Genomic DNA, 25,603 nt, shown 5'->3' with positions numbered 1-25,603 from the left:
TGGAATTTTTTGATGCTATTCAAGCCACAAATTTACCATTCCTGTGGGCAAAAATGACCACTTCTGTGGTATTTTTAGTTTATTGCGATGGCGTGTCGCGATCTAAAAATACAATGTTTCGCATAAGACCAGTGTATTTAGTCCGTTTCACGGCACTCTTTTTAAAGAGCTCTCCAAAAACCTCCTCGGTGAGTTCTCGCCAAGCATTTTTATCTAACTGTAGTAATTCGGGTTTTGGATTAAACCTAGATTCCGAATGCGGTTTACTAAATCTATTCCAAGGGCAAACATCTTGACAAACGTCACAGCCAAACATCCAATCGTCCATCTGCCCGGAAAAGCTCGTCGGGATAGCTTCCTTTAACTCAATGGTAGCATAAGAGATACACTTGCTACCGTCTACCACGTAGGGCTTAATAATCGCTTGCGTAGGGCAAGCATCGATACAGGCCGTGCAAGTGCCGCAGTGATCGGTCACCGGGTGGTCATATTCCAATTCTAGATCTATGATAAGCTCGGCCACAAAAAAGAAACTTCCTGTTTTCTTGCTGAGCAGATTACTGTGTTTTCCTATCCAGCCCAGGCCACTTTTTGCGGCCCAAACCTTGTCTAAAACCGGAGCCGAATCTACAAAGACTCGCCCACCTATCTCCCCGATCTCTTCGCTAAGAACATGCATCAATTCCTTGAGCTTGTCTTTGACCACATAATGATAATCTTCTCCATAAGCGTATTTGGAGATCTTGAAACTGTCCTTGTCTTGTTTTTGCTGCGGATAGTAGTTATACAGCAAGGAGACGACACTTTTAGCGCCTGGCACCAAGAGCGTGGGATCCAATCGCTTATCGAAATGGTTTTCCATATAGGCCATTTGCCCGTGCAGGCCAGCTTTGAGCCATTGCTCCAATCGCGGGGCCTCTTCTGCTAAAAACTCGGCCTTGCTTATACCACAACTTAAAAACCCCAAGCGCTGGGCAACTTTCTTAATTTTTTGCGTATAACTAGTAGCTAGATTCAAACTATAATTAAAATTATACTACTAATGTTTTAAAATTAATCACAACCTAAATCGCTTGAAGATTGAGTATCAGCATTCGGGAAGCAGTTTCCAGTTGGTAATGAATCAGGAATAAATCGCCTCAATCCACTATCGTATAGCGCTTCTTCAAGGAATAGAGTAAGTAAATTGATATCGCTATCTGTTAAGTTCAAAGGGATAAATTTATCTGATAATTGTTCATCAGGAACCTCATTATTTTCAGAGATCGCATTATTCTTGTATTCAATGATCGATTTAACGGATTCAAATGTTCCTCCATGCCCATAAAATGTTACATCTTTCAGGTTATATAACTGAGGGGTTTTAAATTTGTAATTATCATCGGGGTTAGCTGTAAATCCGCCTCTTCCCTTTTTAGTCGCATCATCAACCTCCGTTACTATTTCAGGTCCTTGTAAGTCATTCATTCCTAATGCATGAAATTTCATATCATTCAGCGCAGGACCTGAATGACATTGGAAACACTGCGCTTTTCCAAAAAATAAGAGTGCCCCTTCTTTTTGGTTTTCTGTCATTGCCGAATCGTCACCTTTTAACCAACGCTGAAAAGGTGCTTCTGTGGAAAGAAGTGTTCTTTCATAAGCTGCTATTGCGAGACCCGCATTAATTTTTGTATACCTATCACTCAATGGCACATCAGAAAAGGCGTCGTCGAATAGAATTTGATAAGGAGAACCAATAATTTCATCAGCATTTATGACCAAACGATGCACACCTAATCCAGCTATTGCCTGTGTTTCAAGACCTTCAAAACCTAAATTATTTACTTCTTTAGGTGTATCTACTGTCCACTGAGCTTCTGTTCCCTCATTAGGACCTTTTGCTCCAAACTGACCATTCCAAAGCATCACTTTCTGAAAAGCTGAATTCAAAGCACTCGGCGTACGAATAGGCTGAACATCTAACTCTGCAGGTAGGTATAGTGCGCTCGGCACTCGACCTTCCCCCGCGAAACCAAAACCTACACCACCATCACCTATACCTTGTCTTAGACCACTCTGAAATCCAGCATCAACATGATGACAGCTAGCACACGAATAGGTTTTCATTCCTTGCGGTTGCATTGGATCTGTGCCTATTCCTGTTTCATGAAATAATAATCTACCCAAGATTATCTTGGATACTGTTAGCGGATTATTTGGATCGCTCGGAATACTAACTAAATCAACATCCTCTGGAAGAATTAATGGACTCACACTTCCGTATAACTCATTAATTTTCTCAGTTAAAACTGAGTTAAGATCATCATCTACATTTTGGTAAGTATCATCAGAACTACATGCCCCTAGTGATAATGTAAAAAAGCCCAAAAAAAATAATTGTTTAAGTTTTGTCATGATTTTATTTTTAGGAAAGATAACCATTTAATGCCTTGAACTTTAAGTATTTATGGTTATTATTTTTAAATGCTTTTTTATTACGTTAGAGTGCTAATAAGTGTAGACCAGTAACGATTGTTGACAATATTTTAATATGATTAACTCTTTAAAACGCCGAAAGTTAAATTGGAATCCATTGGCTTCAAAGTGATTAAAGGTCTGATCTGTATGGGAGTAGTTTTCTCTTCTAAACTTAAGACGCTAAAGAGCTGTATCATAACCAAGATCATCTCGTACATGGCAAAGTTGTTCCCTATGCACATGCGTGGCCCTGCGCCAAAGGGGAAATAATAGTCGCTGTGTTGTCTGGGTTGCTGCGGATCGAATCGGTCCGGATCGAACTCCAAGGGTCGCTCCCAGTAGGTTTCTGACCTGTGGATCTCATAAACCGAAAAGAGTAAAGTTGAATCTTCTGGCAAGCGATAATCGCCTAAGTGATCTTCTTTATAATTCACCCGATCGATAAAATAGGCCGGCGGATACAAACGCATAGACTCTTGCAAGACCTGCTGAATGTAAACGGCCTCTTTAAGCATGGTCATAATATCTACGCCAGAACGAGTCAATGCAAGCGCCTCTTCTTGAACCTTTTGTAACACCTGCGGATGACGTGCCAAAAGCTCACAGGTAAAGGTCAAAGCGTTAGATGTGGTTTCATGACCAGCAACAAATAGAATCAAGATCTCGTCAATGAGTTGCTGTTCTTCTATTTCGGAACCGTCTTCATAGCGCGCATCTAAGAGCATGTCCAGTAAGTCGTCATAGCGCTTGCCACTGGCGCGCCGCTGATTCACCAATTCCTTTAGGACTATTCTGGCTTCACCCACAGCATCCAAGTGTCTTTTAATCTTGCCACTGCTTTTAAACCACCAGACCAAGAAGGGTTGCCGCAGCTCCTTGACCATCATCTGTTGGGCCTCTTCTGTGGTGCGTTGCAATTGCGCAATCTGCTCCGCAGTAACACCCCCGCCAAAAAGTGTTTTAATGACCGTTTGGAAAGCCAAATCGTTGAATACCTCGTGTATGTTTGCCGCCTCGTCTAACTTGATCTTCTGCAGTTCCACAGCAATGACCTTTTGCATGGTATCTAACAACAATTGCAATTGCTTTTTGTGAAAAGCAGGCTGTATGAGCTTGCGCTGTCGCTGCCAATGATCCCCCTCGGCAGTTAACAAGCCACGCCCTACATATTTGGCCAGATCCCTGGTTTGGATCTTGCTCTTCGTGTAATTACGTTGATTCTTCTGAAGGGTATAGCGCAAATATTCGGCATTCTTCGAAAAGATAACGCTTGCCGCTGGTCCTATGCGAAGTTCAAAGGTGTCTCCAAGGCGCTCGAAATTCGCGTGGTGAAAGGGTAATGGATTTTTGACAATGTTAGATGCGTGCCTTAAGAATCTTAAGAAACCGACTCGCGGAAAGTCTGTATTGAGCACTTTGGTCATTCGAACAGTCCGCCTTGAGTTGCACCTGGAACACGCCCTAAATGCTTGTAAGCCGCCTCGGTAACTTCTCGCCCGCGCGGAGTTCTAACAATAAAGCCTTGCTGGATCAAAAAGGGTTCGTATACTTCTTCTATGGTCTCCCCTGACTCAGAGACCGCGGTTGCTAGCGTGGTGATTCCTACCGGACCACCTTTAAATTTGTCAATAATGGTCGCCAAGATCTTGTTGTCCATTTCATCCAGGCCGTGGGCATCAACATTTAACGCCTCAAGGGCATATTTAGCAATGGCAATATCTATGGTGCCATTTCCCTTAATCTGTGCAAAATCGCGAACCCGTCTTAAAAGAGCATTAGCAATACGCGGCGTACCTCTACTGCGGCCGGCTATTTCAATAGCAGCTTCCATGGTAATAGGCACTTTTAGAATTCCGGCACTTCTCTCAATAATAGTTGTTAGCAGCTCGGTCTTGTAGTATTCTAATCGGGAGGAAATCCCAAAACGAGCCCGCATTGGTGCCGTTAATAGTCCGGAGCGCGTTGTGGCTCCTACCAAGGTGAAGGGATTGAGATTGATCTGAACTGTTCGAGCATTGGGACCGGTCTCTATCATGATATCGATCTTGTAATCCTCCATAGCCGAGTAAAGATATTCCTCTACTATAGGACTCAGTCGGTGTATCTCGTCAATAAAAAGCACATCGCGCTCATCCAGATTGGTAAGCAGTCCGGCAAGGTCACCTGGCTTATCCAATACGGGGCCAGAAGTAACGGTAATACTTACGTCAAGTTCATTGGCGAGTATATGGGCCAAGGTGGTTTTCCCCAAACCAGGAGGACCGTGAAACAAGGTGTGATCTAAGGCTTCGTCCCTTAAGTTAGCAGCCTCAACAAAGATCTTTAGATTATCCAAAACCTGAGATTGGCCCGTAAAATCGTCAAAGGCCAGCGGCCTTAACTTGCGTTCTACGTCTTGCTCTTCGGGAGTGAAATGATCCCCTGTTGGGTCCAAGTGCTCGTTCATATAACAAATATACAAACTTGGGGTGTCGAATGTACGGTGCTTGGTCTATTATTTGAAATCACAAAGGAACGTTAATATGTAGGTTCCCGCCCATAGTTTTTGGTAATTTCGCTCAGCAACCAACCATTGACATGCGAAGTAATCTTATTACCACTTACGTCGCGCTTTTGACCGTATTTTACAGCCTGGGGCAAACCAAGAGCGTCACGGTCAAATACATCTCCGAAGAGATCACAGTAGACGCCATACTGGATGAGCCTGCCTGGCAAACAGCAGAACCTGCCACCAACTTCTGGCAATATTTCCCAACCGACAGTTTACAGGCCCGCAATCAGACAGAGATCAGATTCATGTTTGACGATCGCAAACTTTATGTGGGTATCAAGGTGGAAGCCATTGGTGACGATTATATCGTTCCTTCTTTGCGCCGCGACTTTAGAGCTGGAGGTAGCGACAATGTTACGCTAATGTTCGACACCTTTAACGATGGCGTGAACGCCTTCTTATTTGGAAGTAACCCTGCAGGAGTATTACGAGAGGCTTTGGTTTCTGGCGGAGGTACAGAGCTAAGAGGATTCACTACCAGTTGGGATACTAAATGGGTGGGCGAGACCAAACAATACGACGGCTATTACATTTGCGAATGGGCTATTCCTCTTTCTGCTTTTAAATACAACGAAGGAGAAACTAAGTGGAGGTTTAACTCCTATATGTTCGATACTCAAGACAACGAACGCACCACTTGGATCAGAATTCCTCAGAATCAATTCATTTTCAATCTGGCCTATATGGGTGACATGGTCTTTGAAAAGCCTTTGGGTAATTCTAAGAGTCCGATTTCTATTATTCCATATGTAAATGGTTTAGTAGGTAAAGATTACGATATTAACGACCCTTTTAGCGAATTCAAATTTGGAGGCGATGCGCGTTTTACGCTCTGGAACAGTCTGAATCTCGATGTGACCATAAACCCAGATTTTTCTCAAGTGGAGGTAGATCAACAAGTGACCAACCTCTCGCGTTTTGAGGTGAACTTACCCGAACGCAGGCAATTCTTTATTGAGAACAACGACCTTTTTGCCGATTTCGGAAATTCTAGAGACGCCAACCCTTTCTTTTCAAGACGTATTGGAATTGCAAGTGATGCAGACGGCAATACTATTCAGAACGACATTATAGCCGGAGCGCGACTTAGTGGAAAGGTAAATAACGACTTTAGAATTGGGTTTTTAAACATGCAGACCACAGCCGATGAGGCCAACGAGATCTCTGGGAACAACAATATGGTGGTGGCTTTACAGCACAGGGTATTCAGCCGCTCTAACATTAGTGCCCTGTTTATAAACCGTCAGGCAACTGGTGACGAACCCTTTTTAGAACCTGAAGAAGAATACAATCGCGTTGTTGGTTTGGACTATAATCTGGCCAATGCCGACAACAGTTGGAACGGAAAATTCTTTGCGCATAAATCCTTTAAGCGCAATACCGGAGACGATGATTTTTCTGCAGGCGCGCGCTTGCAGTATAACAGTCGTAGATGGCGCGTTAGAGCCAGTGGTGTTTTTGTAGGCGAGGATTTTAATTCTGACCTAGGCTTTGTGCGCCGTAAGGATATCTTTAAACTAGATCCGCAGATAGAGCATTTGTGGTTCCCTAAGAAAGGTTTTATAAACCGGCACATCTTCAGTTTTACTCCGATAGTGATTTGGAGGCCAAATTTAGATTTTCAACTGGCGGATTATTTCATGATCTCCCGCTGGGAAGCTGAACTAAAGAACACGGCTAACATTCAGGCTACAATGCGGAATCAATACGTTTATCTTTTCAACGAATTTGACCCTTCGCTAGCCGATGGAGTGCCCTTACCTGCAAATTCTGAATACGAATACACCTCCTTTGATCTGGAATACAGATCAGACAACAGAAAGGCCTTCTTTTTCAATGTGAGAAGTACTTTCGGGGGATTCTTTAACGGCTCTATCTATACCCAGCGCTTAGATCTGAACCTGCGCTTGCAACCCTACTTGACCCTTTCTGCAGAAGGTCGTTACGACAAGATCAACCTGCCGGAACCTTATTCCGATAACGAACTCTGGCTTATTGGACCTCGTATAGATGTGACCTTTAATAAGTCACTGTTTTGGGCCACCTTTATTCAATACAATTCCAATCAGGGGAATTTAGGGATCAACTCTAGATTACAATGGCGATTCGCTCCGCTCTCGGATCTGTTCTTGGTGTATAACGACAACTACTTTACAGACGATGTATTTGCGCCTCGCTTTAGAACCATCAACTTGAAGTTGACCTACTGGCTGTATCTCTAAACTTTAACGGATTTCCATTTTCCTTTACGGAATAGTGCAATGCCTATAGCCGCTATGAGTACTTCTGCCAAGGTTATGGCCAAGAGCACTCCCAAAGGCCCCATATCGAAACTCACGGCTGCCAAATAAGCAAAGGGCAGCTGGAATAGCCAAAAGCAAAAGAAATTGATCACTGTAGGTGTTTTAGTGTCTCCCGCACCGTTAAAAGCTTGGATGATAACCATTCCGTAGGCATAGAAAACATATCCGGCAGCAATAACCCGTAGACTTAATGCGCCACTACCGATCACTTCCGGATCGTCACTAAAGATCTTGAGTATTCCCTCAGCAAAAAGCAAGTAGAATACAGATACCAGCACCATAAAATAAGCATTGTACTTTCCGGTCTTCCATACTGAGATGGCAGCCCTTTCAGGATTACCGGCTCCCAGATTTTGACCCACCAAAGTAGCTGCAGCATTACTCATACCCCAAGATGGCATTAGGGTAAACATGAGGACTCGAATTGCGATGGTGTAACCAGCGAGTACTTCGGAGCCAAACTCGGCCATGATCCGCATTAAGAACACCCAGCTCGAGGTTCCTATGATAAACTGTCCAATACCTCCCAAAGATACTTTGACCAAATTGATCATCTCTGAGGCGCGCACAACTATGTCTTTGATTCCAACTTTAATGCGGCTCCATCCGTAGAAAAGAATCAAAAGTTGAAAGATCACTGCACTACCCCTTCCTATAGTAGTTGCTATTGCTGCCCCTTGCACTCCAAAGCCTGGTATTGGGCCCCATCCAAAAATGAGTAAAGGATCTAATACAATATTCAAAAGGTTGGACAAGATCAGTACGCGCATGGCTACGGCAGCATCTCCTGCGCCTCGAAAAATCGCATTGATCAAGAAAAGCAGCATGATGGTAACGTTTCCTCCTAAAAGTATTTGCGTAAATCGGAAGCCTTCTTCTATAAGATCTGGCTGTCCGCCCATCAGCCTTAAAATATCCTTAGGAAACATAATACCAATTACACTGATAAGACTCGCCACCAATATTCCGAGCATAATAGCTTGTACCGCGGTTCTGCGGGCGCCTTCGGTGTCCTTCTCCCCTATACGCCGCGCGACTATGGCAGTAACTCCCATACTGAGGCCTATGGCGACAGCATAGACCAACGTAAGCACGGATTCGGTAAGACCAACAGTGGCAATGGCATTAGCCCCCAAACTTGAAACAAAATAGGCATCGACTAAAAAGAAGACCGATTCCATCATCATTTCAAGCACCATGGGTACAGAGAGCATAAAGATAGCTCGACGAATGCTGCCTGTAGTAAAATCTTGTTGACTGCCCTTTACAGCAGTAGTCAGCAGACCGAGGTAATACCCCAAACCTTTTTTGGGAGTTTCCATAAGGAAGGCGATAGTTAGTTGCGCAGCAATATAGAACAAAAAACCCTTCCAAAATGGGAAGGGTTTTAAGATATCTAAGCTATTACTGCCTAGTGATTCATTTCTTCTTCGTTGTCTTGCAACGGAATGTGCTGCGGTACGAAGTCTTGTCCCGGGATCACATAATCTGATTCGTCTTTGTTCAGTTTACTGTAATCGTAAGCCCAACGGTGTACTTCTGGAATTGGTCCGTCCCAATTTCCGTGAATGTGCTTTACTTCTGCGGTCCATTCCAAAGTATTGGAATTCCATGGGTTTTTAGGTCCTTTCTTACCGTAGAACATAGAGTGGATAAAGTTGTATAAGAATACCAACTGCGCCGCACCAGTGATGAAGGCGAAGATAGAGATCACTACGTTCACATCTGCCAAATCATCAAAGTATGGGAAGGCTGAGTTGGTGTAGTAACGTCTCGGTAATCCTGCCATTCCAATGAAGTGCATTGGGAAGAACACCCCGTAGGCACCGATAGCGGTGATCCAGAAGTGAACATAACCGAGGTTCTTATTCATCATACGTCCTTGGAACATCTTAGGGAACCAGTGATATACACCAGCAAAGAGTCCGTAAAGGGCAGAGATACCCATTACCAAGTGGAAGTGCGCTACCACAAAGTAGGTATCGTGTACGTTGATATCTAGTGCAGAGTCACCCAAGATGATACCAGTTAGACCACCAGTGATAAAGGTAGATACCAATCCGATGGAGAACAGCATGGCTGGGTTGAGCTGCAGATTACCCTTCCAGAGGGTTGTGATATAGTTAAATGCTTTTACTGCAGATGGAATCGCGATAAGCAAGGTCGTAAAGGTAAATACAGATCCCAAGAATGGATTCATTCCGGAGATAAACATGTGGTGACCCCATACGATCGTTGATAAGAATGCGATAGCCAAAATAGAGGCAACCATAGCGCGGTATCCGAAGATCGGTTTACGGGCGTTGGTCGCGATAACCTCAGAAGTAATACCTAGTGCCGGTAGCAGTACAATATATACTTCTGGGTGTCCTAGGAACCAGAACAAGTGCTCGAAAAGTACCGGCGAACCTCCTTGGTTGTGCAATACCTCTCCAGCAATGTAGATATCAGACAAGAAGAACGAAGTTCCGAAGCTTCTGTCCATAACCATCATAAGACCGGCAGACAATAGTACTGGGAACGAGATCACACCAATGATAGCCGTTACAAAGAACGCCCAAATGGTTAGTGGAAGGCGTGTCATAGACATACCTTTTGTTCTCAAGTTGATAACCGTTACGATATAGTTCAAAGATCCTAGAAGTGAGGAAGCGATGAAAATGGTCATCGACACCAACCACAAGGTCATACCTGCTCCAGAACCTGGAATGGCCTGAGGCAATGCCGAAAGTGGTGGGTAAACTGTCCATCCGGCAGAAGCAGGTCCTGCTTCAACAAAGAGAGACATTACCATAATGATACTCGATAGGAAGAACAACCAATACGAAACCATGTTCAAGAAACCGGACGCCATATCACGGGCTCCGATCTGCAATGGAATCAAAAGGTTGGAAAAGGTACCACTTAAACCTGCCGTTAGTACGAAGAATACCATAATAGTACCGTGAATCGTAACTAATGCCAAGTATACAGAAGGGTCCATAATTCCGTCCTCTCCCCACTTGCCGAGAAGCACTTCATAAATGGTGAATTGCTTATCTGGCCAAGCCAACTGCAAACGGAAGATCAATGACATAGCAATACCAATGATTCCCATAAACAGCCCTGTGATCAAATACTGCTTGGAGATCATCTTGTGATCTTGGCTAAAGATGTACTTGGTTATAAAGGTTTCTTTGTGATGATGTCCGTGATCATCATGTTCGACCGGGTGTGCGTATCCTTGTGCTGACATACCTGTAAAAATTCTTTTTTTAATTTTTCATAGTTGTGGCGAAATTGTCCTGTTTCGAAAGCCATTCGTTGAATTCTTCTTCCGTCTCCACAACAATCTTCATTTGCATGTTGTAATGCGTGTTACCACAGATCTTGTTACATAGCAATAAATAATCAAACTCATACAACTCTAAAGGCTCTAAGCCTTCGGCTGCGCGAGCTACGTTCTTTTCATTGCGAATAGCGTTGATATGCTCAACCTTCGCAATGATTTCATCGTCTAAACGCATCTCCTCGGTGGTCTTGGTAGGAGTAAACGAAAACTGAGTTACCATTCCAGGTACACAGTTCATTTGAGCTCTAAAATGCGGCATATAGGCCGAGTGTAACACGTCCTGAGAACGCATTTTAAAGAGGATCTTTCTGCCTGCTGGCAGGTGTAATTCATTAACGATAATATCATCTTGTGCATCTGGATCAGAAGCGTCAAGACCTAATTGGTTAACACCTTCGATAAGGCGAACGTTAGCGTCTCCTAAGATGTTGTCATCGCCAGCGTAACGGGCACGCCAGTCAAACTGGTAAGCGTAAAGCTCGATAACCAATGGGTCGTCCTCGGTGTCGACATTCATAATGTCTGACCAAGTAAACAATCCGTAGATAATCAGTCCCGCCAATACGATAACTGGAATGATGGTCCAAATAAATTCCAGACGATCATTGTCTGCATAAAAAGTAGCGCGTTGTCCTTTCTTGCCACTGTACTTAAAGGCAAAGTAGTGCAATAACCACTGGGTGATTATCCCTACAATAAAGATGATGATCATAGAGATCAACCATAATTGATCAATATCTACTCCGTGCTCAGAGGCCGAATCCGGAAGTAAGACATCTGACCATTTGTAGAAAGAAACGAATGCCAGTACATAAATAAAGATAACAAAGCCCAACATGAGTTTTCCGTTGATCTTGTTGTCCTTGTCATTGGCGATCTGAGAAGTGCTACTGTCCTCTCCTGCTTTAGACATGGATAGGATCTTGCTCATCTGCCAAATACTGACAGCGAAAAGGATGATTACTACTAAGTATAAAAATGCGGTCATCGTGATAACTCTTCTTTAATATTATAACTTATTAATAATGGAACTGTTTACTTTCTTTCAAGAGTGGGTTTGCCTTAGCCAATAACGGCGCTTTGGTGAGTGCTGTGAACACGACAAAGACAAACAATCCGAAGAAGAACATAAGCGCTCCTATCTCTGGCATTCCAATGTACCAAGACGTACCTACTGCAGATGGCATAACCATTACAAATACATCTATATAGTGACCTGCCAGAATAATAATACCTGCCATGATAACAAACAGATTCACTCGCTTGTAATCACTGTTCATAAGGATAAGCAATGGGAACACAAAGTTCATCGCTACCATTCCAAAGAACAGGAGGTTAAAGTCTTCAATACGGGTTACGAAATAGGTAACCTCTTCTGGAATGTTAGAGTACCAAATCAGCATGAACTGAGAGAACCAAAGGTAGGTCCAGAAAATACTGAATCCGAACATGAACTTGGCCAAATCGTGGATGTGGCTGTCATTCACAAATTCCAGATACCCCTGAGATTTCAATACCATGGTCACCATAGCGATCACCGTGATGGCACAAACCATCATTCCGGCAAACACATACCAACCAAATAAGGTAGAGAACCAGTGTGGATCAAAGCTCATGATCCAGTCCCAAGACATCATCGATTCTGTAACGATGAAGAAAACTAGGAAACCGGCAGAGAACTTGAATAATTTCTTAAAGTATGCAGGATCGTTGGTCTCGTCCAATTTCAAAGAATACTTTCTAGAGATGGCGCGGTATAGGTTCCATCCTAAGATAAAGATACCTGCGCGGATCAAGAAGAAAGGCGTATTCAAGAAACCGGATTTACCAGCAATGATCTTGTCAAATTTATCGCTGTCTGGATTTACCAAATCGGCATCCATCCAGTGGAATAAGTGATTAAAATGTAGCGTTGACAAAAGCAACAATACAAATAGGATCACAGTTCCTACAGGCAAGTAAGCGGTGATTCCCTCCATCACTCTAAAGAGTACTGGAGACCAACCAGCTTGTGCGGCGTATTGAATAGCGTAGAATGCCAAAGCTCCAAGAGCGATCATCATAAAGAAGAAACATGCAACATAGACAGCTGCCCATGGACGGTTTTGCAACTGCCCTAGTACATGCTCGTAATGAGCATCTCCTCCGTGAGCGTCTTCTCCTGCTTGCGCTCCAGCCTCACCATGACCATCGCCATGTGCTGCAGTAGCATCGCCGTGACCTCCGCCATGACCGTCATCGTGACTGGCCATCATGGTTTTTACCTCTTCTACATCCGCAGGTACCGCTAGGAATCCTCCTATCATACCCAAGGCGCCAACCACCATAAAAATAATAGCGAAAAGTTTTAATTTGTTAGGTAGCGTATACATATCGTAATAATCTCTTTTGTCTATTATTAATGTGCTTCGTCTGTATCGTTGTGTGAGTCGTCGCCGTGAGCGTCATCACTCATCATTTCCACGGCATCAACAGCAGCAGCTTCAGGCTCCACTACAGTTAAAGGTTCTGTTCCTTTAAGCGCAGCCATAAGGTTTTGTACGTGCATGGTGATCTGCCAACGCTCTAATTCGTTGGTCTGAGAGGCATAAGATCCCATAGAGTTCAATCCGTACATCTGTACGTGATAGATACTTCCTTCGGTGATATTACGTCCTGGATCAGCATAAGACGGAATCCCTAAGAATACTTCGTTCTTCATAAGGATACCTTGTCCGTCACCCTTGCTTCCGTGACATACTGCACAGTAAATGTCGTATAGTTCTTTGCCTTTATCCAAGTTCTCTTGCGTAACTGGATGCGGATTTTTGAGTTCGGCAGTGGCCAATTCTTTTCCTTCTACAGTGTCTGGATAATCATATGGCATCCAACCACGAGGAATAGACCCTGGTGCCGGCAATAAGGCCGACTGACCATTCTCAAAGATCTCGTATTCCCCATAAGTCTCGTAACCTATAGGCTCATACATATTGGGCATGTATTGGTAATTTGGCTTGCTTTCGTCAAAACAACCCACCAACGACAATGCCGCTGCAAAAATTAAGGATAGGTTTAATAAACGCTTCATAGGTCTAGTGGTCTGATTCCTTTTCTACTATTTTAAGTTCTGTTGCTCCAGTTCCGGTTAGGAATTTAGAGACTTCTTCTGCACTGTGTCCGCCAAGATCAACTTCCATTAAAAAGTGATCGTCTGTGGTACGTACATCTGGATTCTCAGCTTTTTTGAACGGCCAAAGTTTAGAGCGCATATAAAAGGTAATAACCATAAGGTGCGCTGCAAAGAATACCGTCATCTCAAACATAATAGGCACAAAGGCAGGCATGTTCTCGATATAGCTGAAACTCGGTTTACCACCGATGTTCTGTGGCCAATCCTCTATCATGATGAAATTCATCATAGTGATCGCAACAGATAGTCCAACCAATCCATACAAGAAAGAACAGATGGCGATTCGCGTATCTGCAAGGCCCATTGCTTTCTCTAGTCCGTGAACCGGGAAAGGCGTGTACACCTCTTCTATGTGATAGTGTGCCTTACGGGTCTGCTTAACGGCATTCAACAGAATGTCGTCGTCTGTGTAAAGTGCGTGAATTACTTTTGAAGCCATCCGTTATTGATTTTTAAGTTCATTAGCTTGACCAGCCCAATCGTCGCGCTTTGCACGCCCCGGGAACTCGCCAATAATGCTGTCTAATAGATCGTATTCTGCATCGGTCATCTTGCTCACCTGATCAAAGGTGTAGATACCGAGTTGATGTAATTTTTCTTCCATTTTAGGACCAACTCCAGAGATCTTCTTCAAATCGTCTGCAGTGTCGGTGTCTGGATTAAAGCTACCAAGCTTGCTAATCAAAGTATTGATGCCTGCTGCTTTATCTGCTTCGGATAGGGTAGCTACTGGAGCTGCTTCAACCTTAACTGCTGTATTGGGCATGGTGTAATGCGGGGCATCGTCACCTTGCTCTGCTCTTAGATTTTTGTAACGATCTCCAGAAGATTTAAGGATCGACTTCACCTCTGCCTGAGCAATTACCGGGAAGGTTCTCGCATAAAGCAGGAACAATACGAAGAAGAATCCAATGGTTCCGATAAAGATCCCAATATCAACAAAAGTTGGTGAGAACATCGTCCAAGAAGAAGGCAAGTAATCACGGTGCAATGAAGTCACGATGATCACAAAACGCTCAAACCACATTCCGATGTTTACCACGATCGAGATGAAGAAAGAGAACATGATGCTTCTTCTAAGTTTAGGGAACCACATGAACTGCGGAGAGAATACGTTACAGGTCATCATGGCCCAATATGCCCACCAGTAAGGTCCGGTAGCACGGTTAAGGAAAGCGTACTGTTCGTACTCTACTCCAGAATACCAAGCGATGAAAAGCTCTGTGATATAAGCAACACCCACAATAGAACCAGTGATCATGATCACAATGTTCATAAGCTCGATGTGCTGGATAGTTATATAGTTCTCTAAGTTAGACACCTTACGCATAATGATAAGTAGGGTGTTTACCATGGCGAATCCTGAGAAGATCGCCCCAGCAACGAAATACGGTGGGAAGATCGTGGTGTGCCAACCTGGAATAACCGAAGTGGCAAAGTCAAAGGATACAATGGTGTGTACAGAAAGTACAAGTGGCGTTGCCAAACCGGCAAGTACCAAAGATACTTCCTCAAAACGCTGCCAGTCTTTGGCACGTCCAGACCATCCGAATGAAAGGATGCTGTAAATTCTCTTAGTAAAAGGAGTGATCGCTCTATCGCGGATCATCGCGAAGTCAGGCAATAATCCTGTCCACCAGAATACCAAAGAAACTGATAAATAGGTAGAGATCGCGAATACGTCCCAAAGTAGTGGTGAGTTGAAGTTTACCCAAAGTGAACCAAATTGATTCGGAATAGGTAGTACCCAGTACGCCAACCAAGGACGTCCCATGTGGATGATCGGGAACAAACCAGCCTGAATTACCGAGAAGATGGTCATCGCCTCTGCAGATCGGTTAATTGCCATTCTCCATTTTTGACGGAATAAGAGCAGTACCGCAGAGATCAGCGTTCCCGCGTGACCAATACCTACCCACCAAACAAAGTTGGTGATATCCCAGGCCCAACCTACGGTCTTGTTAAGACCCCAGGTTCCAACTCCTGTAGAAACGGTGTAAACGATACATCCTATTCCCCATAAAAATGCAACCAGTGCAATGGAAAAAACTATCCACCATTGCTTGTTGGCAGTACCTTCAACAGGCGCAGCTACGTCACGGGTGACGTCACTGTATGTTTTGTTACCTGTTACTAAAGGTCTTCTAATGGGTGCTTCGTAATGCGATGCCATATCCTTTGCTAAAATTATTTAGTAGTTACGATTCTTTAGTGTTTCTCACCTTCACTTGGTACATCACGTTAGGCTCAGTACCTACAGCTTCTAGTAGGTGATACATACGACTGTCTTTTTTCTTCTTGTAGATCTCACTGCTGTGATCGTTGATATCTCCAAAGGTGATTGCTCCTGCAGAACATGCATTAGAACAAGCGGTTTGGAATTCTCCGTCTTTAACAGTACGTCCGTCACGCTTAGCGTCTAGTATGGTCTTCTGTGTCATTTGAATACACATAGAACATTTCTCCATAACTCCACGTGAACGCACTACTACATCTGGGTTCAATACCATACGACCAAGGTCGTTATTCATGTGATAGTTGAACTCGTCGTTCTCGTTGTACAAGAACCAGTTGAAGCGACGTACTTTATAAGGACAGTTGTTCGCACAGTAACGTGTACCCACACAACGGTTGTAAGCCATGTGGTTCTGACCCTGACGCCCGTGAGAAGTAGCGGCTACTGGACACACAGTCTCACAAGGAGCGTGGTTACAGTGCTGACACATTACTGGCATAAAGGCTACTTGCGGATTCTCTGCCGGATCTTCCATTTCTCCGAATCCTCCTAGAGAACCATTGTCTCCCCAAAGTCCAGACATATCGTCTTTCTTCTTTGCATCTGCTGCAAAGTCTTCTTCAGAGGAGTAGTAGCGGTCAATACGCAACCAGTGCATATCGCGGCTGCGACGTACCTCTGATTTTCCTACTACAGGAACGTTGTTCTCTGCATGACAAGCGATCACACAAGCCCCACAACCTGTACAAGCGTTCAGGTCGATAGACATATTAAAGTGGTGACCGATAGATCTGTCAAACGGATCCCAAAGATCGGCGTCTGGAGAGGTCACAGGAATTTCCTGGTGATCCTTAGACACTTCTGGAATCGGATTCCAATCGTGTACATCTCCGTCCTTATATACATCTAAGGTGGTTTCGCGAATAATATCGCGACCCATCATAGTATTGTGCAACTGAACACAAGCAAATTCGTGCATACCAGAGGCTTTCTCTACTTTTACACCTGCTTGCATCATGTTGAATCCGTTGTAAAGCGCATAAGCGTTCACTCCGGTTTGCATTTCTTTCTGAATAGCGTTGGTCTGCCCGTAACCTAAAGCAAGTCCAACAGTTCCTTTAGCCTGTCCCGGCTGAATATATACCGGTACATTATTAAGCGTTACATCTCCTACGGTCACATTGGCGTAAGATCCGTTCAAAGCGCCGTTGGCAACATTCTCATTAACTATACCCAGTACAGTAGCATCTGCAGCAGCCATGGTCAAGTAGTTATCCCAAGAAGCGCGAGTGATCGGGTCTGGCATTTCTTGCAACCAAGGGTTGTTAGCCTGACGCCCATCACCAATTGCGGTGTTAGTATAAAGAAGTAGCTCCATTACTCCGGCAGCTCCATCTTGAGCTCCATTAGAAGTAGCATCTTCTAGAGTTGTATCTGTGTTTGCTTCCGCAGCGTCTACCGCTACTTCAACATCACTTCTAAAGACACCATCTTGTAAGGCCTCGTTCCAAGAAGCTCCTCCAAGGATAGACGCCCAAGTGCCCTTAATATAATCGTAGTAAGTCTTGTCGCTCTCCATCCATGCCAATAGCGTATCTTGGAAAGAACGTGTATCAAACAACGGACGAATGGTTGGTTGTTGCAAGCTGAAGTAACCCATTTTGATCTGAGCATCACCCCAAGACTCCAAATAGTGAGGCGTTGCACCTACAAACTGAGAAGCAGCTGCGGTAGCGTTGGCCTTCATTGCGAAAGTAGCGCTCAGCTCAAGCTTAGCGAAAGCTTCGGCAAAACCATTTCCAGGGAAAGAGTAGACAGGATCAACACCAACGGCGATCAATCCTTTTACAGTTCCATTCTTAACTCCGTTTAATACTTTAAGAACTTCTGCCTTGCTCCCTTGGCGAACCATACGAGGTTTAGCAGCGTCCATAACTACAGAGTTAGCGTTCATGTCTAACACCATAGCCTGGCAAGCAACATCTTCTGCTCCGCAAACCACAACTCCTCGCGAACCTGCAGCAGCAAGTTGAGCTTTTGCGTTGCGAACAGCTTCTGCAACTTTATCGGAAAGCCCAGCGGTAGATCCTCCGTTAAGGGCATTCATTATCTTTTTAAGGTCTGATGGCTTAACGGCAACACGTTTGTCTGCGTTAGCACCAGATAAGGTCATATTGGTTTCGAACTGAATGTGACGAGACATTTTACCGTTCTTAGGAACACGTCCGGCAGAATAACCAGCATCGTATCCGCCACCTTGCCAATCTCCAAGTATATCAGCTCCAACAGAAACAATGACCTCTGCTTTAGAGAAATCGTAATCTGCCAAAGCGCGTACACCAAATTTATTTTGGTAGGCATCTAAAGCTTCAGAGCTAGAAACCGTATCGTAAACTACGTGTTTAACGTTTGGATATTTGGCAGTGAACTCGCCGATCAATTTTGAAGTAGACGGACTAGCAAAGGTCTGTGTAAGCAATACTACTTCTTGCCCAGACATTGCATTGAGCTTAGCAGCCATTTGGCTGTCAAACTCTGCCCAAGTCGCTGCTTCTCCACCGATCATTGGCCCAGCTAAACGCTGTGTATCGTACATAGAAAGTACAGAGGCATGAACACGAGCGTTCACACTTCCGTTGTGCATGGCCAAATCATTAGATTCAACTTTGATAGGTCTTCCTTCACGTGTTTTGATAAGCACGCTGGCAAAATCAAAACCGTCTGCGATAGTGGTCGCGTAATAATTAGCCACCCCAGGAACGATCTCATCCGGAGCGTTCACATAAGGAATAGATTTAATTACAGGACCCTCACAGGCAGCCAAGGTAGCTGCTGCGGTAGAAAATCCAACGAATTTTAAGAAGTCACGTCTGGAAGTCGAAGACTGCTCCATGGTCTGAGTGTCCCCAAGGAACTCATCTGTAGGAATCGGTTCAACGAATTCGTTTTGTCGTAGCGTCTCAAGAATAGGGCTGTGATCTTTCAGCTCCTCAACACTTTTCCAGTATTTCTTGTTCGATGCCATATATAATCGAAATTTGCCTTTAGTGATTTAGTAGTGACATTTTCCACATTCCAATCCGCCGTTTTGCGCAGCAGTTAGGGTTGGGAAGTCATACTCTTTAGAAAGCGACTCGTGAATCTTAGCGTAGTACTCGTTGCTCTCTAGTTTAACATTGGTTTCGCGGTGACAGTTGATACACCAGCCCATAGTAAGTGGAGAATACTGATACATGATCTCCATTTCCTCTACAGGACCGTGACAGGTCTGACACTCCACTCCTGCAACAGTTACGTGTTGTGAGTGGTTAAAGTATGCGAAATCCGGAAGGTTGTGGATACGCACCCACTTGACCGGTTTGGTCTCTCCGGTATAACGCTGATTGTCTCTGTCCCATCCAACAGCGTCGTATAATTTTTGAATCTCTTTGTTGTAATCGATCTGGTATTCTGAGATACCTTCTTGGTAAGTCTTGTCTCCAACCTGAGCGATGTTCTTGTGACAATTCATACAAACGTTCAGCGAAGGAATCCCAGAGTGCTTGCTCTTGCGAGCAGAACTGTGGCAATACTTACAGTCGATCTGGTTAGTTCCGGCATGGATTCTGTGTGAGTAGTGAATTGGTTGTACTGGAGCGTAACCCTGATCAACCCCTACTTGCATCATCCATCCGTAAGCGAAGTATCCACTTGCTAGCAGTAAGAAGATAGCGCTCACTAAAACTAAGAACTGGTTCTGAGCAAAAGCTTTCCAAATTGGCAAACGCTCAGCACGCTCTTTATCTTCATATTCAACACCGTTAGCAACGGCAATTCTTTTTAAAGTTTTGTTAACCAAGTAGAGCATGATGGCCAACATCAAGAACACTAGTGCCAAGACAGCCAAGATGATGTCGCTGGAAACGCCTCCGCCTCCACCACCAGCTTGTTCTGAAGCAACAGGAGTTGTTGGCACAGGTTTTGGAGTGTAAGTGTAGGCGATGATATTGTCGATATCTTCGTCTGACAAGGCCGGGAATGCATTCATTACCGCTCCGTTGTACTCGTTGGAAATGGCAACGGCTCTGGCGTCACCGGATTTGATCAGCTCCTGAGAGTTGCGGATCCATTTGTAAAGCCACTCTTTTTCGTACTTGTCTCCAACACCAAACAGTGCAGGACCAGTCATTTTCTGATACAGTTTGTGACAAGCAGCACAATTGGCATTGAACAACTGTTTCCCAGCAGCTGGATCACCACCTAGATCGGCAGCGGGTGCAGCTTGGGCAGCAGCGTCAGCAGCAGCTGGCTCTTGACCAAAAGTAAGGGTTGAAAACGATAGCAGAAATGCTAGTAAAGTGAGTGATAATCTGGTAGTTAACGAACGGTGTGTCGCCTTTTTCATACTTCAGGTTAATTATCGTCTTTTAAGCGGCTTCGTATTTGCGATTTTTGCTAGTCAAAAAAGGCCATTTTTGAAGCCATAAATAACGGCACAAAACTACGACATAAAGTCGATTCTAAAAAGTGTGAATGGATTGTTAATTGGCAATTTATAACCATTCTAAATAATAAAAAATCAACGCAATGAGTTATAAAGCTATACCTTTGCAAACACAGCGAATTACTAAGATGAAAGCAAGAGAAATTAAAATGTTGATTTTAGGTCTTATAGGCCTGTTTTTAAGTTCGAGTTTGTGGGCCCAACAGGCCCAAGTTACTGTAGATGCGGATCCGCAGATAAATGAACTGCTCGCTCTTAAAAAGTCCATGGAAAAAGATAATAAACTAGCCGACGGCTACACCATACAGCTTTACTACGGCGAGCTTAACACAGCAAATTCCACCTTGCGCAATTACAGAAACAGCTTTTCTGCTTGGCCGGCAAGCATAGAATACGAAACCCCGAACTACAAGGTTTGGGTGGGTAATTTTAGCACCCGTCTTGAAGCCGATCAGGCCTTGGTTAAGATTCAAGAAAAGTTTCCGGCCGCCTTTCCGATAAAACGAAGCAGGGCAAAGAAAAAAGACGATTAAGCACAAAAAAAAAGCGTCCTAATTGGTCGCTTTTTTTTGATATATCGCTTGTAATTAAAGCTTCTTTTTAACAGCAACTTCTTGGAAGGCTTCAATGATATCACCCTCTTTGATGTCGTTGTAATTCTTGACCTGTATACCGCAGTCATATCCTTTAGAAACTTCTTTTACGTCGTCTTTAAATCGTTTCAACGAGGCCAACTCTCCAGTAAAGATCACCACTCCTTCGCGAATAAGTCGCACTCCAGAGTTTCTGTAGATCTTTCCGTTGGTCACCATACATCCTGCAATGGTACCGATCTTCGAGATCTTGAAAGTCTCTCGGATCTCGGCAGTTCCGGTGATTTCTTCCTTCATTTCTGGAGAAAGCATACCTTCCATCGCATCTTTAAGATCGTTGATAGCGTCGTAGATGATCGAGTATGTTCTGATATCGATCTCTTCCTTATCGGCAACCTGACGGGCGTTACCCATAGGACGAACATTAAATCCAATGATGATCGCATCAGATGCAGAGGCCAAAAGCACGTCGCTTTCAGTGATCGCACCTACACCTTTGTGCAAGATGTTCACTTGGATCTCTTCTGTAGAAAGCTTCTGGAACGAATCCGTCAAGGCTTCCACAGAACCATCAACATCCCCTTTAAGAATGATGTTAAGCTCTTTAAATTCTCCAAGAGCAATACGACGTCCGATCTCATCTAGCGTAATGTGACGCTGAGTTCTTACAGACTGCTCGCGCTGCAATTGTGTACGCTTGGCCGCAATAGATTTGGCCTCACGCTCGTCTTCAAAGACATTGAATTTATCACCAGCTTGAGGTGCTCCATCCAGACCTAAAATGGACACTGGAGTTGCAGGACCAGCCTTCTTAACTTGTTTGCCGCGCTCATCTTGCATGGCTTTGACCTTACCAGAGTGTTGTCCGGCAAGCACATAATCTCCTATTTGAAGTGTTCCCGCTTGAACCAAAATAGTAGAAACATATCCTCTACCCTTGTCCAAGAAGGCTTCAATAACACTACCAACAGCTGGTTTGTTCGGGTTTGCTTTGAGTTCGAGTAGCTCGGCCTCTAGCAATACCTTCTCCAAGAGCTCGTTCACTCCTTGACCTGTTTTGGCTGAAATGTCGTGAGACTGGATCTTTCCACCCCAGTCCTCTACCAAGAGGTTCATCTGCGCAAGACCTTCTTTGATCTTGTCTGGGTTGGCCGTTGACTTATCTACCTTGTTAATGGCAAATACTATTGGTACTCCCGCTGCTTGCGCGTGAGAGATCGCTTCTTTGGTTTGCGGCATGATGTCGTCGTCTGCAGCGATCACAATAATCACTAAGTCAGTCACTTGTGTACCTCTAGCACGCATCGCGGTAAAGGCTTCGTGACCTGGAGTATCTAGGAAAGTGATCTTTTGACCGCTCTCTAAAGTCACCCCATAGGCTCCGATGTGCTGGGTGATACCTCCTGATTCTCCGGCGATCACATTGGCATCTCGAATATAATCCAGAAGCGAGGTCTTACCGTGGTCAACGTGACCCATTACAGTCACGATAGGTGCACGCGACTTCAAGTCTTCTGGTGCGTCTTCTACTTCTTGAATCGCCTCTTCGATATCTGCAGTGACAAATTCCACTTCGAAACCGAACTCTTCGGCAACGATTGATAATGTTTCTGCATCCAGACGTTGGTTCATAGTTACCATCATCCCCAAAGACATACAGGCAGAGATGATCTGAGTTACAGATACATCCATCATGGTGGCAACCTCACTTACAGTAACAAATTCTGTTACACGCAGTGTTTTGCTTTCCGCTTCTGCTGCTGCCAATTCCTTCTCCGTCTTTTCACGGTGAGAGTCTCGCTTTTCACGACGGTATTTGGCACCTTTACCTTTGCTGCTCTTCCCTTGAAGTTTTTCAAGAGTTTCGCGCACTTGTCTTTGCACTTCTTCTTCGGACGGCTCCTCCTTAATTATAGGTGAACGCCTGTTTCCGCCGCGTCTGTTATCACGACCACCAGATGGTTCTTTGCTAATTCTGCGACGCTTACCGCGTTTTTCATTAGAACCAGGACCCTTCTTGGCGTCTTTATCTTCGTCTTTCTTCTTGCGTTCTGGTTTTTTGAATTTATCCAGATCGATCTTTTGTCCTGTGAAGTTAGGACCATCCAGTTTTTTATACTGGGTTTTTACCTTGTCCGGTTTTGCAGTCTCTGCCTCTTTCTCTTCAGCTTTAGGTTTTCGCTCTTCTTTGGCTTTCGCCTTTGGAGCTTCCTTTTTCTCTGCTTTAGGCTTAGGCTCTTCTTTAACCGGTTCTGGCTGTGGCTCAGGCTCGGGGGCAGGAGTTTCCTTTTTAGGCTCTAGGTCTATCTTCCCTACTGCCCTTGGCCCATCGAGCTGCGCTTTAGCTTTGATCACTTTGGAAGTCGCGCGTTGCTGCTTTTCTTCCAGTTCGCGTTCACGAGCTATCCGGAGTTCTTCTTTCTCCTTGCGCTTTTCTTCACCAACTTCTTTTGAGGCTACTTTCTTGCTTTTGTCCGTCTGAAATTCATCGAACAGAATTTGATACTCCTCTCCCGTGATCTTGGTGGTAGGACGTGCCTCCACCTCGAATCCGTTTTCCTTTAAAAAGTCAACGGCACGATCGAGCGAGATATTAAATTCTCGCAATACTTTACTAAGCCTCATTGTTTTTACTTCAGCCATAAATATGCTTCTCTCTTAGCTATTAAGAATCCGCAAGTTACAATTTACTCCTCGAATTCCTCTTTTAAAATATTCATTACTTCGACGATGGTTTCTTCTTCCAGATCGGTCATTTTAACCAGATCGCCGACTTCTTTTTCTAAAATACTCTTAGCGGTATCTAGACCGATCTTGCTGAATTCTGCAATGATCCAATCTTCGATCTCATCTGAGAATTCTGTCAATTCTACGTCTTCTTCCGCTCCTTCACGGAAAACATCGATCTCGTAGCCAGTAAGTTGGCCAGCAAGTCGAATGTTGTGTCCGCCACGCCCAATGGCCTTAGAAACCTCTTCAGGTCTCAAAATAACCTCGGCGCGTTTGTTCTCTTCGTCCAATTTCATGGAAGTGATCTTCGCAGGACTCAAAGCACGTGAGATAAACAACTGAATGTTGTTCGTGTAGTTGATCACGTCTATGTTCTCGTTGCCCAACTCGCGAACGATACCGTGAATACGAGATCCTTTCATACCCACACAGGCACCTACAGGATCGATTCTGTCATCGTAAGAGTCTACAGCTACTTTTGCCTTCTCTCCTGGAATACGGACCACTTTCTTAACAGTGATCAGACCATCGAAAACTTCTGGGATTTCTTGTTCGAACAACTTCTCCAAGAAAAGAGGATTTGCGCGCGACATGATGATCGCAGGCTTGTTTCCTTTTAATTCCACGCTTTCAATGATACCGCGTACGTTCTCTCCCTTGCGGAAGAAGTCTGATGGAATCTGACGGTCTTTTGGCAAAATAATCTCATTGCCTTCGTCGTCCAACAAAATTACAGCACGATGACGTATGTGGTGCACCTCTGCCGTATAAATTTCACCTTCCAGCTCTTTGAACTGCTTGTAAATATTTGTGTTATCGTGTTCGTGAATCTTAGAGATCAAGTTTTGACGCAAAGCCAAAATGCTACGGCGTCCTAAATCAATAAGTTTCACTTCTTCGGATACATCTTCGCCAACCTCAAAGTCAGGCTCGATCTTACGGGCCTCGGTCAATGAGATTTCTTGGTTCTCGTCTTCAACTTCACCATCGGCCACAACAATACGGTTGCGCCAGATCTCTAAATCCCCTTTGTCTGGGTTTATGATAATGTCAAAGTTATCGTCATCTCCGTACTTTTTCTTTAAAGCACTTCTGAATACATCTTCCAAAATCGCCATCAGCGTTACACGGTCGATCAGCTTATCGTCCTTAAACTCTGAAAATGATTCGATTAATGCGAGATTTTCCATCTGCTTATTCTTAATTAAAATTGATCATCACTTTTGCTTCGGCAATATCAGCATAAGCCAATGTTGCCTCTTTTTGCACTGTCACCTTGCCTTTACCTACAGGCTTAGGCTCGCGGGTCTTCCAACTCAGGGTACAACCTGAATCGTCTGCTGCTGTTAAGGCCCCCTCTATGGTGGTGCCCTCCGCAGTCTTTACTGACAACTTTCTACCAATGTTCTTAATGTACTGTCTCGGCATGGCCAAAGGCACTGTTGCTCCTGCAGAAGTGACTTCTAAAGAGAAATCTTCTTCCTCTCTGTCGAGATTGTGCTCCACTGCTCGGCTCATGGCTATACAGTCTTCTACACTTACGCCTTTGTCACCATCGATGACGATCTTGATCTGATTCGCCTCACCTATTTGCAAGTCAATCAAAAAGAGATCGGGCCGCTCTTCTAAGGCCGCCTGTACGAGTTCCGTAACTTTTTCTCTGAACATGGTCTATAAAAAGAGGGGACTTTGTGTCCCCTCATAGTTCTCAATTCCCTATAAATGCGCTGCAAATATAGCAATAATT

At 44.3% G+C, this 25,603-nt stretch carries 18 protein-coding genes; 2 read left to right on the top strand and 16 right to left on the bottom strand.

What is annotated here, in order from left to right; translation table 11 throughout:
- Positions 1 to 79: 79 nt before the first annotated feature.
- From queG to ruvB, 4 genes are all read right to left on the bottom strand, one after another.
- On the bottom strand, positions 80 to 1,018 hold the full coding sequence (gene queG / locus AC0J2F_RS09405; protein WP_473007426.1) for a tRNA epoxyqueuosine(34) reductase QueG: 939 nt from the start codon (positions 1,016 to 1,018) through the stop codon (positions 80 to 82).
- A gap of 35 nt (positions 1,019 to 1,053) precedes the next feature.
- Positions 1,054 to 2,397 carry a cytochrome-c peroxidase gene (locus AC0J2F_RS09400; protein WP_473007425.1) on the bottom strand — a complete coding sequence of 448 codons (1,344 nt, stop codon included), beginning with the start codon at positions 2,395 to 2,397 and terminating at the stop codon, positions 1,054 to 1,056.
- A 140-nt stretch (positions 2,398 to 2,537) separates the two neighbouring features.
- Positions 2,538 to 3,884, bottom strand: a complete 1,347-nt coding sequence (locus AC0J2F_RS09395; protein WP_473007424.1) for a cytochrome P450 — start codon at positions 3,882 to 3,884, stop codon at positions 2,538 to 2,540.
- On the bottom strand, positions 3,881 to 4,906 hold the full coding sequence (gene ruvB, locus AC0J2F_RS09390; protein WP_473007423.1) for a Holliday junction branch migration DNA helicase RuvB: 1,026 nt from the start codon (positions 4,904 to 4,906) through the stop codon (positions 3,881 to 3,883). The genes AC0J2F_RS09395 and ruvB overlap by 4 nt, the downstream gene beginning before the upstream one ends.
- A gap of 131 nt (positions 4,907 to 5,037) precedes the next feature.
- Between ruvB and AC0J2F_RS09385 the strand changes: the two genes are divergently transcribed.
- On the top strand, positions 5,038 to 7,233 hold the full coding sequence (locus AC0J2F_RS09385) for a DUF5916 domain-containing protein (protein ID WP_473007422.1): 2,196 nt from the start codon (positions 5,038 to 5,040) through the stop codon (positions 7,231 to 7,233).
- Here the strand turns inward: AC0J2F_RS09385 and AC0J2F_RS09380 are convergent.
- From AC0J2F_RS09380 to AC0J2F_RS09340, 9 genes are all read right to left on the bottom strand, one after another.
- Entirely contained in the window at positions 7,230 to 8,636 is a 1,407-nt protein-coding gene (locus AC0J2F_RS09380) for an MATE family efflux transporter (protein ID WP_473007421.1), read from the bottom strand. The genes AC0J2F_RS09385 and AC0J2F_RS09380 overlap by 4 nt on opposite strands.
- 89 nt (positions 8,637 to 8,725) lie before the next feature.
- On the bottom strand, positions 8,726 to 10,549 hold the full coding sequence (locus tag AC0J2F_RS09375; RefSeq protein WP_087523429.1) for a cytochrome c oxidase subunit I: 1,824 nt from the start codon (positions 10,547 to 10,549) through the stop codon (positions 8,726 to 8,728).
- Between the two features lie 19 nt (positions 10,550 to 10,568).
- Complete coding sequence (locus AC0J2F_RS09370) at positions 10,569 to 11,633, bottom strand: cytochrome c oxidase subunit II (RefSeq protein ID WP_473007420.1); 1,065 nt, start codon at positions 11,631 to 11,633, stop codon at positions 10,569 to 10,571.
- A gap of 31 nt (positions 11,634 to 11,664) precedes the next feature.
- A complete protein-coding gene (locus AC0J2F_RS09365; protein ID WP_473007419.1) occupies positions 11,665 to 13,017 on the bottom strand; it encodes a quinol:cytochrome C oxidoreductase in 1,353 nt (450 codons plus the stop codon).
- A gap of 26 nt (positions 13,018 to 13,043) precedes the next feature.
- Positions 13,044 to 13,712, bottom strand: a complete 669-nt coding sequence (locus AC0J2F_RS09360; protein WP_473007418.1) for a c-type cytochrome — start codon at positions 13,710 to 13,712, stop codon at positions 13,044 to 13,046.
- Between the two features lie 4 nt (positions 13,713 to 13,716).
- Positions 13,717 to 14,253 carry a DUF3341 domain-containing protein gene (locus AC0J2F_RS09355; protein WP_473007417.1) on the bottom strand — a complete coding sequence of 179 codons (537 nt, stop codon included), beginning with the start codon at positions 14,251 to 14,253 and terminating at the stop codon, positions 13,717 to 13,719.
- Positions 14,254 to 14,256: 3 nt separating this feature from the next.
- Positions 14,257 to 15,987, bottom strand: a complete 1,731-nt coding sequence (gene nrfD, locus AC0J2F_RS09350) for an NrfD/PsrC family molybdoenzyme membrane anchor subunit (RefSeq protein ID WP_473007416.1) — start codon at positions 15,985 to 15,987, stop codon at positions 14,257 to 14,259.
- A 25-nt stretch (positions 15,988 to 16,012) separates the two neighbouring features.
- The gene (locus AC0J2F_RS09345; protein WP_473007415.1) at positions 16,013 to 19,075 is read right to left on the bottom strand and encodes a TAT-variant-translocated molybdopterin oxidoreductase; all 3,063 of its coding nucleotides are present in this window, start codon (positions 19,073 to 19,075) and stop codon (positions 16,013 to 16,015) included.
- Between the two features lie 27 nt (positions 19,076 to 19,102).
- On the bottom strand, positions 19,103 to 20,434 hold the full coding sequence (locus tag AC0J2F_RS09340; RefSeq protein ID WP_473007414.1) for a c-type cytochrome: 1,332 nt from the start codon (positions 20,432 to 20,434) through the stop codon (positions 19,103 to 19,105).
- A gap of 227 nt (positions 20,435 to 20,661) precedes the next feature.
- Between AC0J2F_RS09340 and AC0J2F_RS09335 the strand changes: the two genes are divergently transcribed.
- The gene (locus tag AC0J2F_RS09335) at positions 20,662 to 21,066 is read left to right on the top strand and encodes an SPOR domain-containing protein (RefSeq protein ID WP_473007413.1); all 405 of its coding nucleotides are present in this window, start codon (positions 20,662 to 20,664) and stop codon (positions 21,064 to 21,066) included.
- Positions 21,067 to 21,120: 54 nt separating this feature from the next.
- Here AC0J2F_RS09335 and infB read toward each other — a convergent pair whose 3' ends face one another.
- From infB to rimP, 3 genes are read right to left on the bottom strand one after another with little or no spacing between them, the layout of a single operon-like run.
- The gene (gene infB / locus AC0J2F_RS09330; protein WP_473007412.1) at positions 21,121 to 23,769 is read right to left on the bottom strand and encodes a translation initiation factor IF-2; all 2,649 of its coding nucleotides are present in this window, start codon (positions 23,767 to 23,769) and stop codon (positions 21,121 to 21,123) included.
- A 44-nt stretch (positions 23,770 to 23,813) separates the two neighbouring features.
- On the bottom strand, positions 23,814 to 25,046 hold the full coding sequence (nusA, locus tag AC0J2F_RS09325) for a transcription termination factor NusA (protein ID WP_087523439.1): 1,233 nt from the start codon (positions 25,044 to 25,046) through the stop codon (positions 23,814 to 23,816).
- Between the two features lie 10 nt (positions 25,047 to 25,056).
- Positions 25,057 to 25,524, bottom strand: coding sequence for a ribosome assembly cofactor RimP (rimP, locus tag AC0J2F_RS09320; protein WP_420378728.1), 468 nt, complete (start codon positions 25,522 to 25,524; stop codon positions 25,057 to 25,059).
- Between the last annotated feature and the right edge of the window lie 79 nt (positions 25,525 to 25,603).

It is taken from the genome of Gilvibacter sp. CC01 (assembly GCF_055755295.1).
Note: the sequence above shows the minus strand (reverse complement) of the source record. Positions and strands in the feature narration are given on the sequence as shown.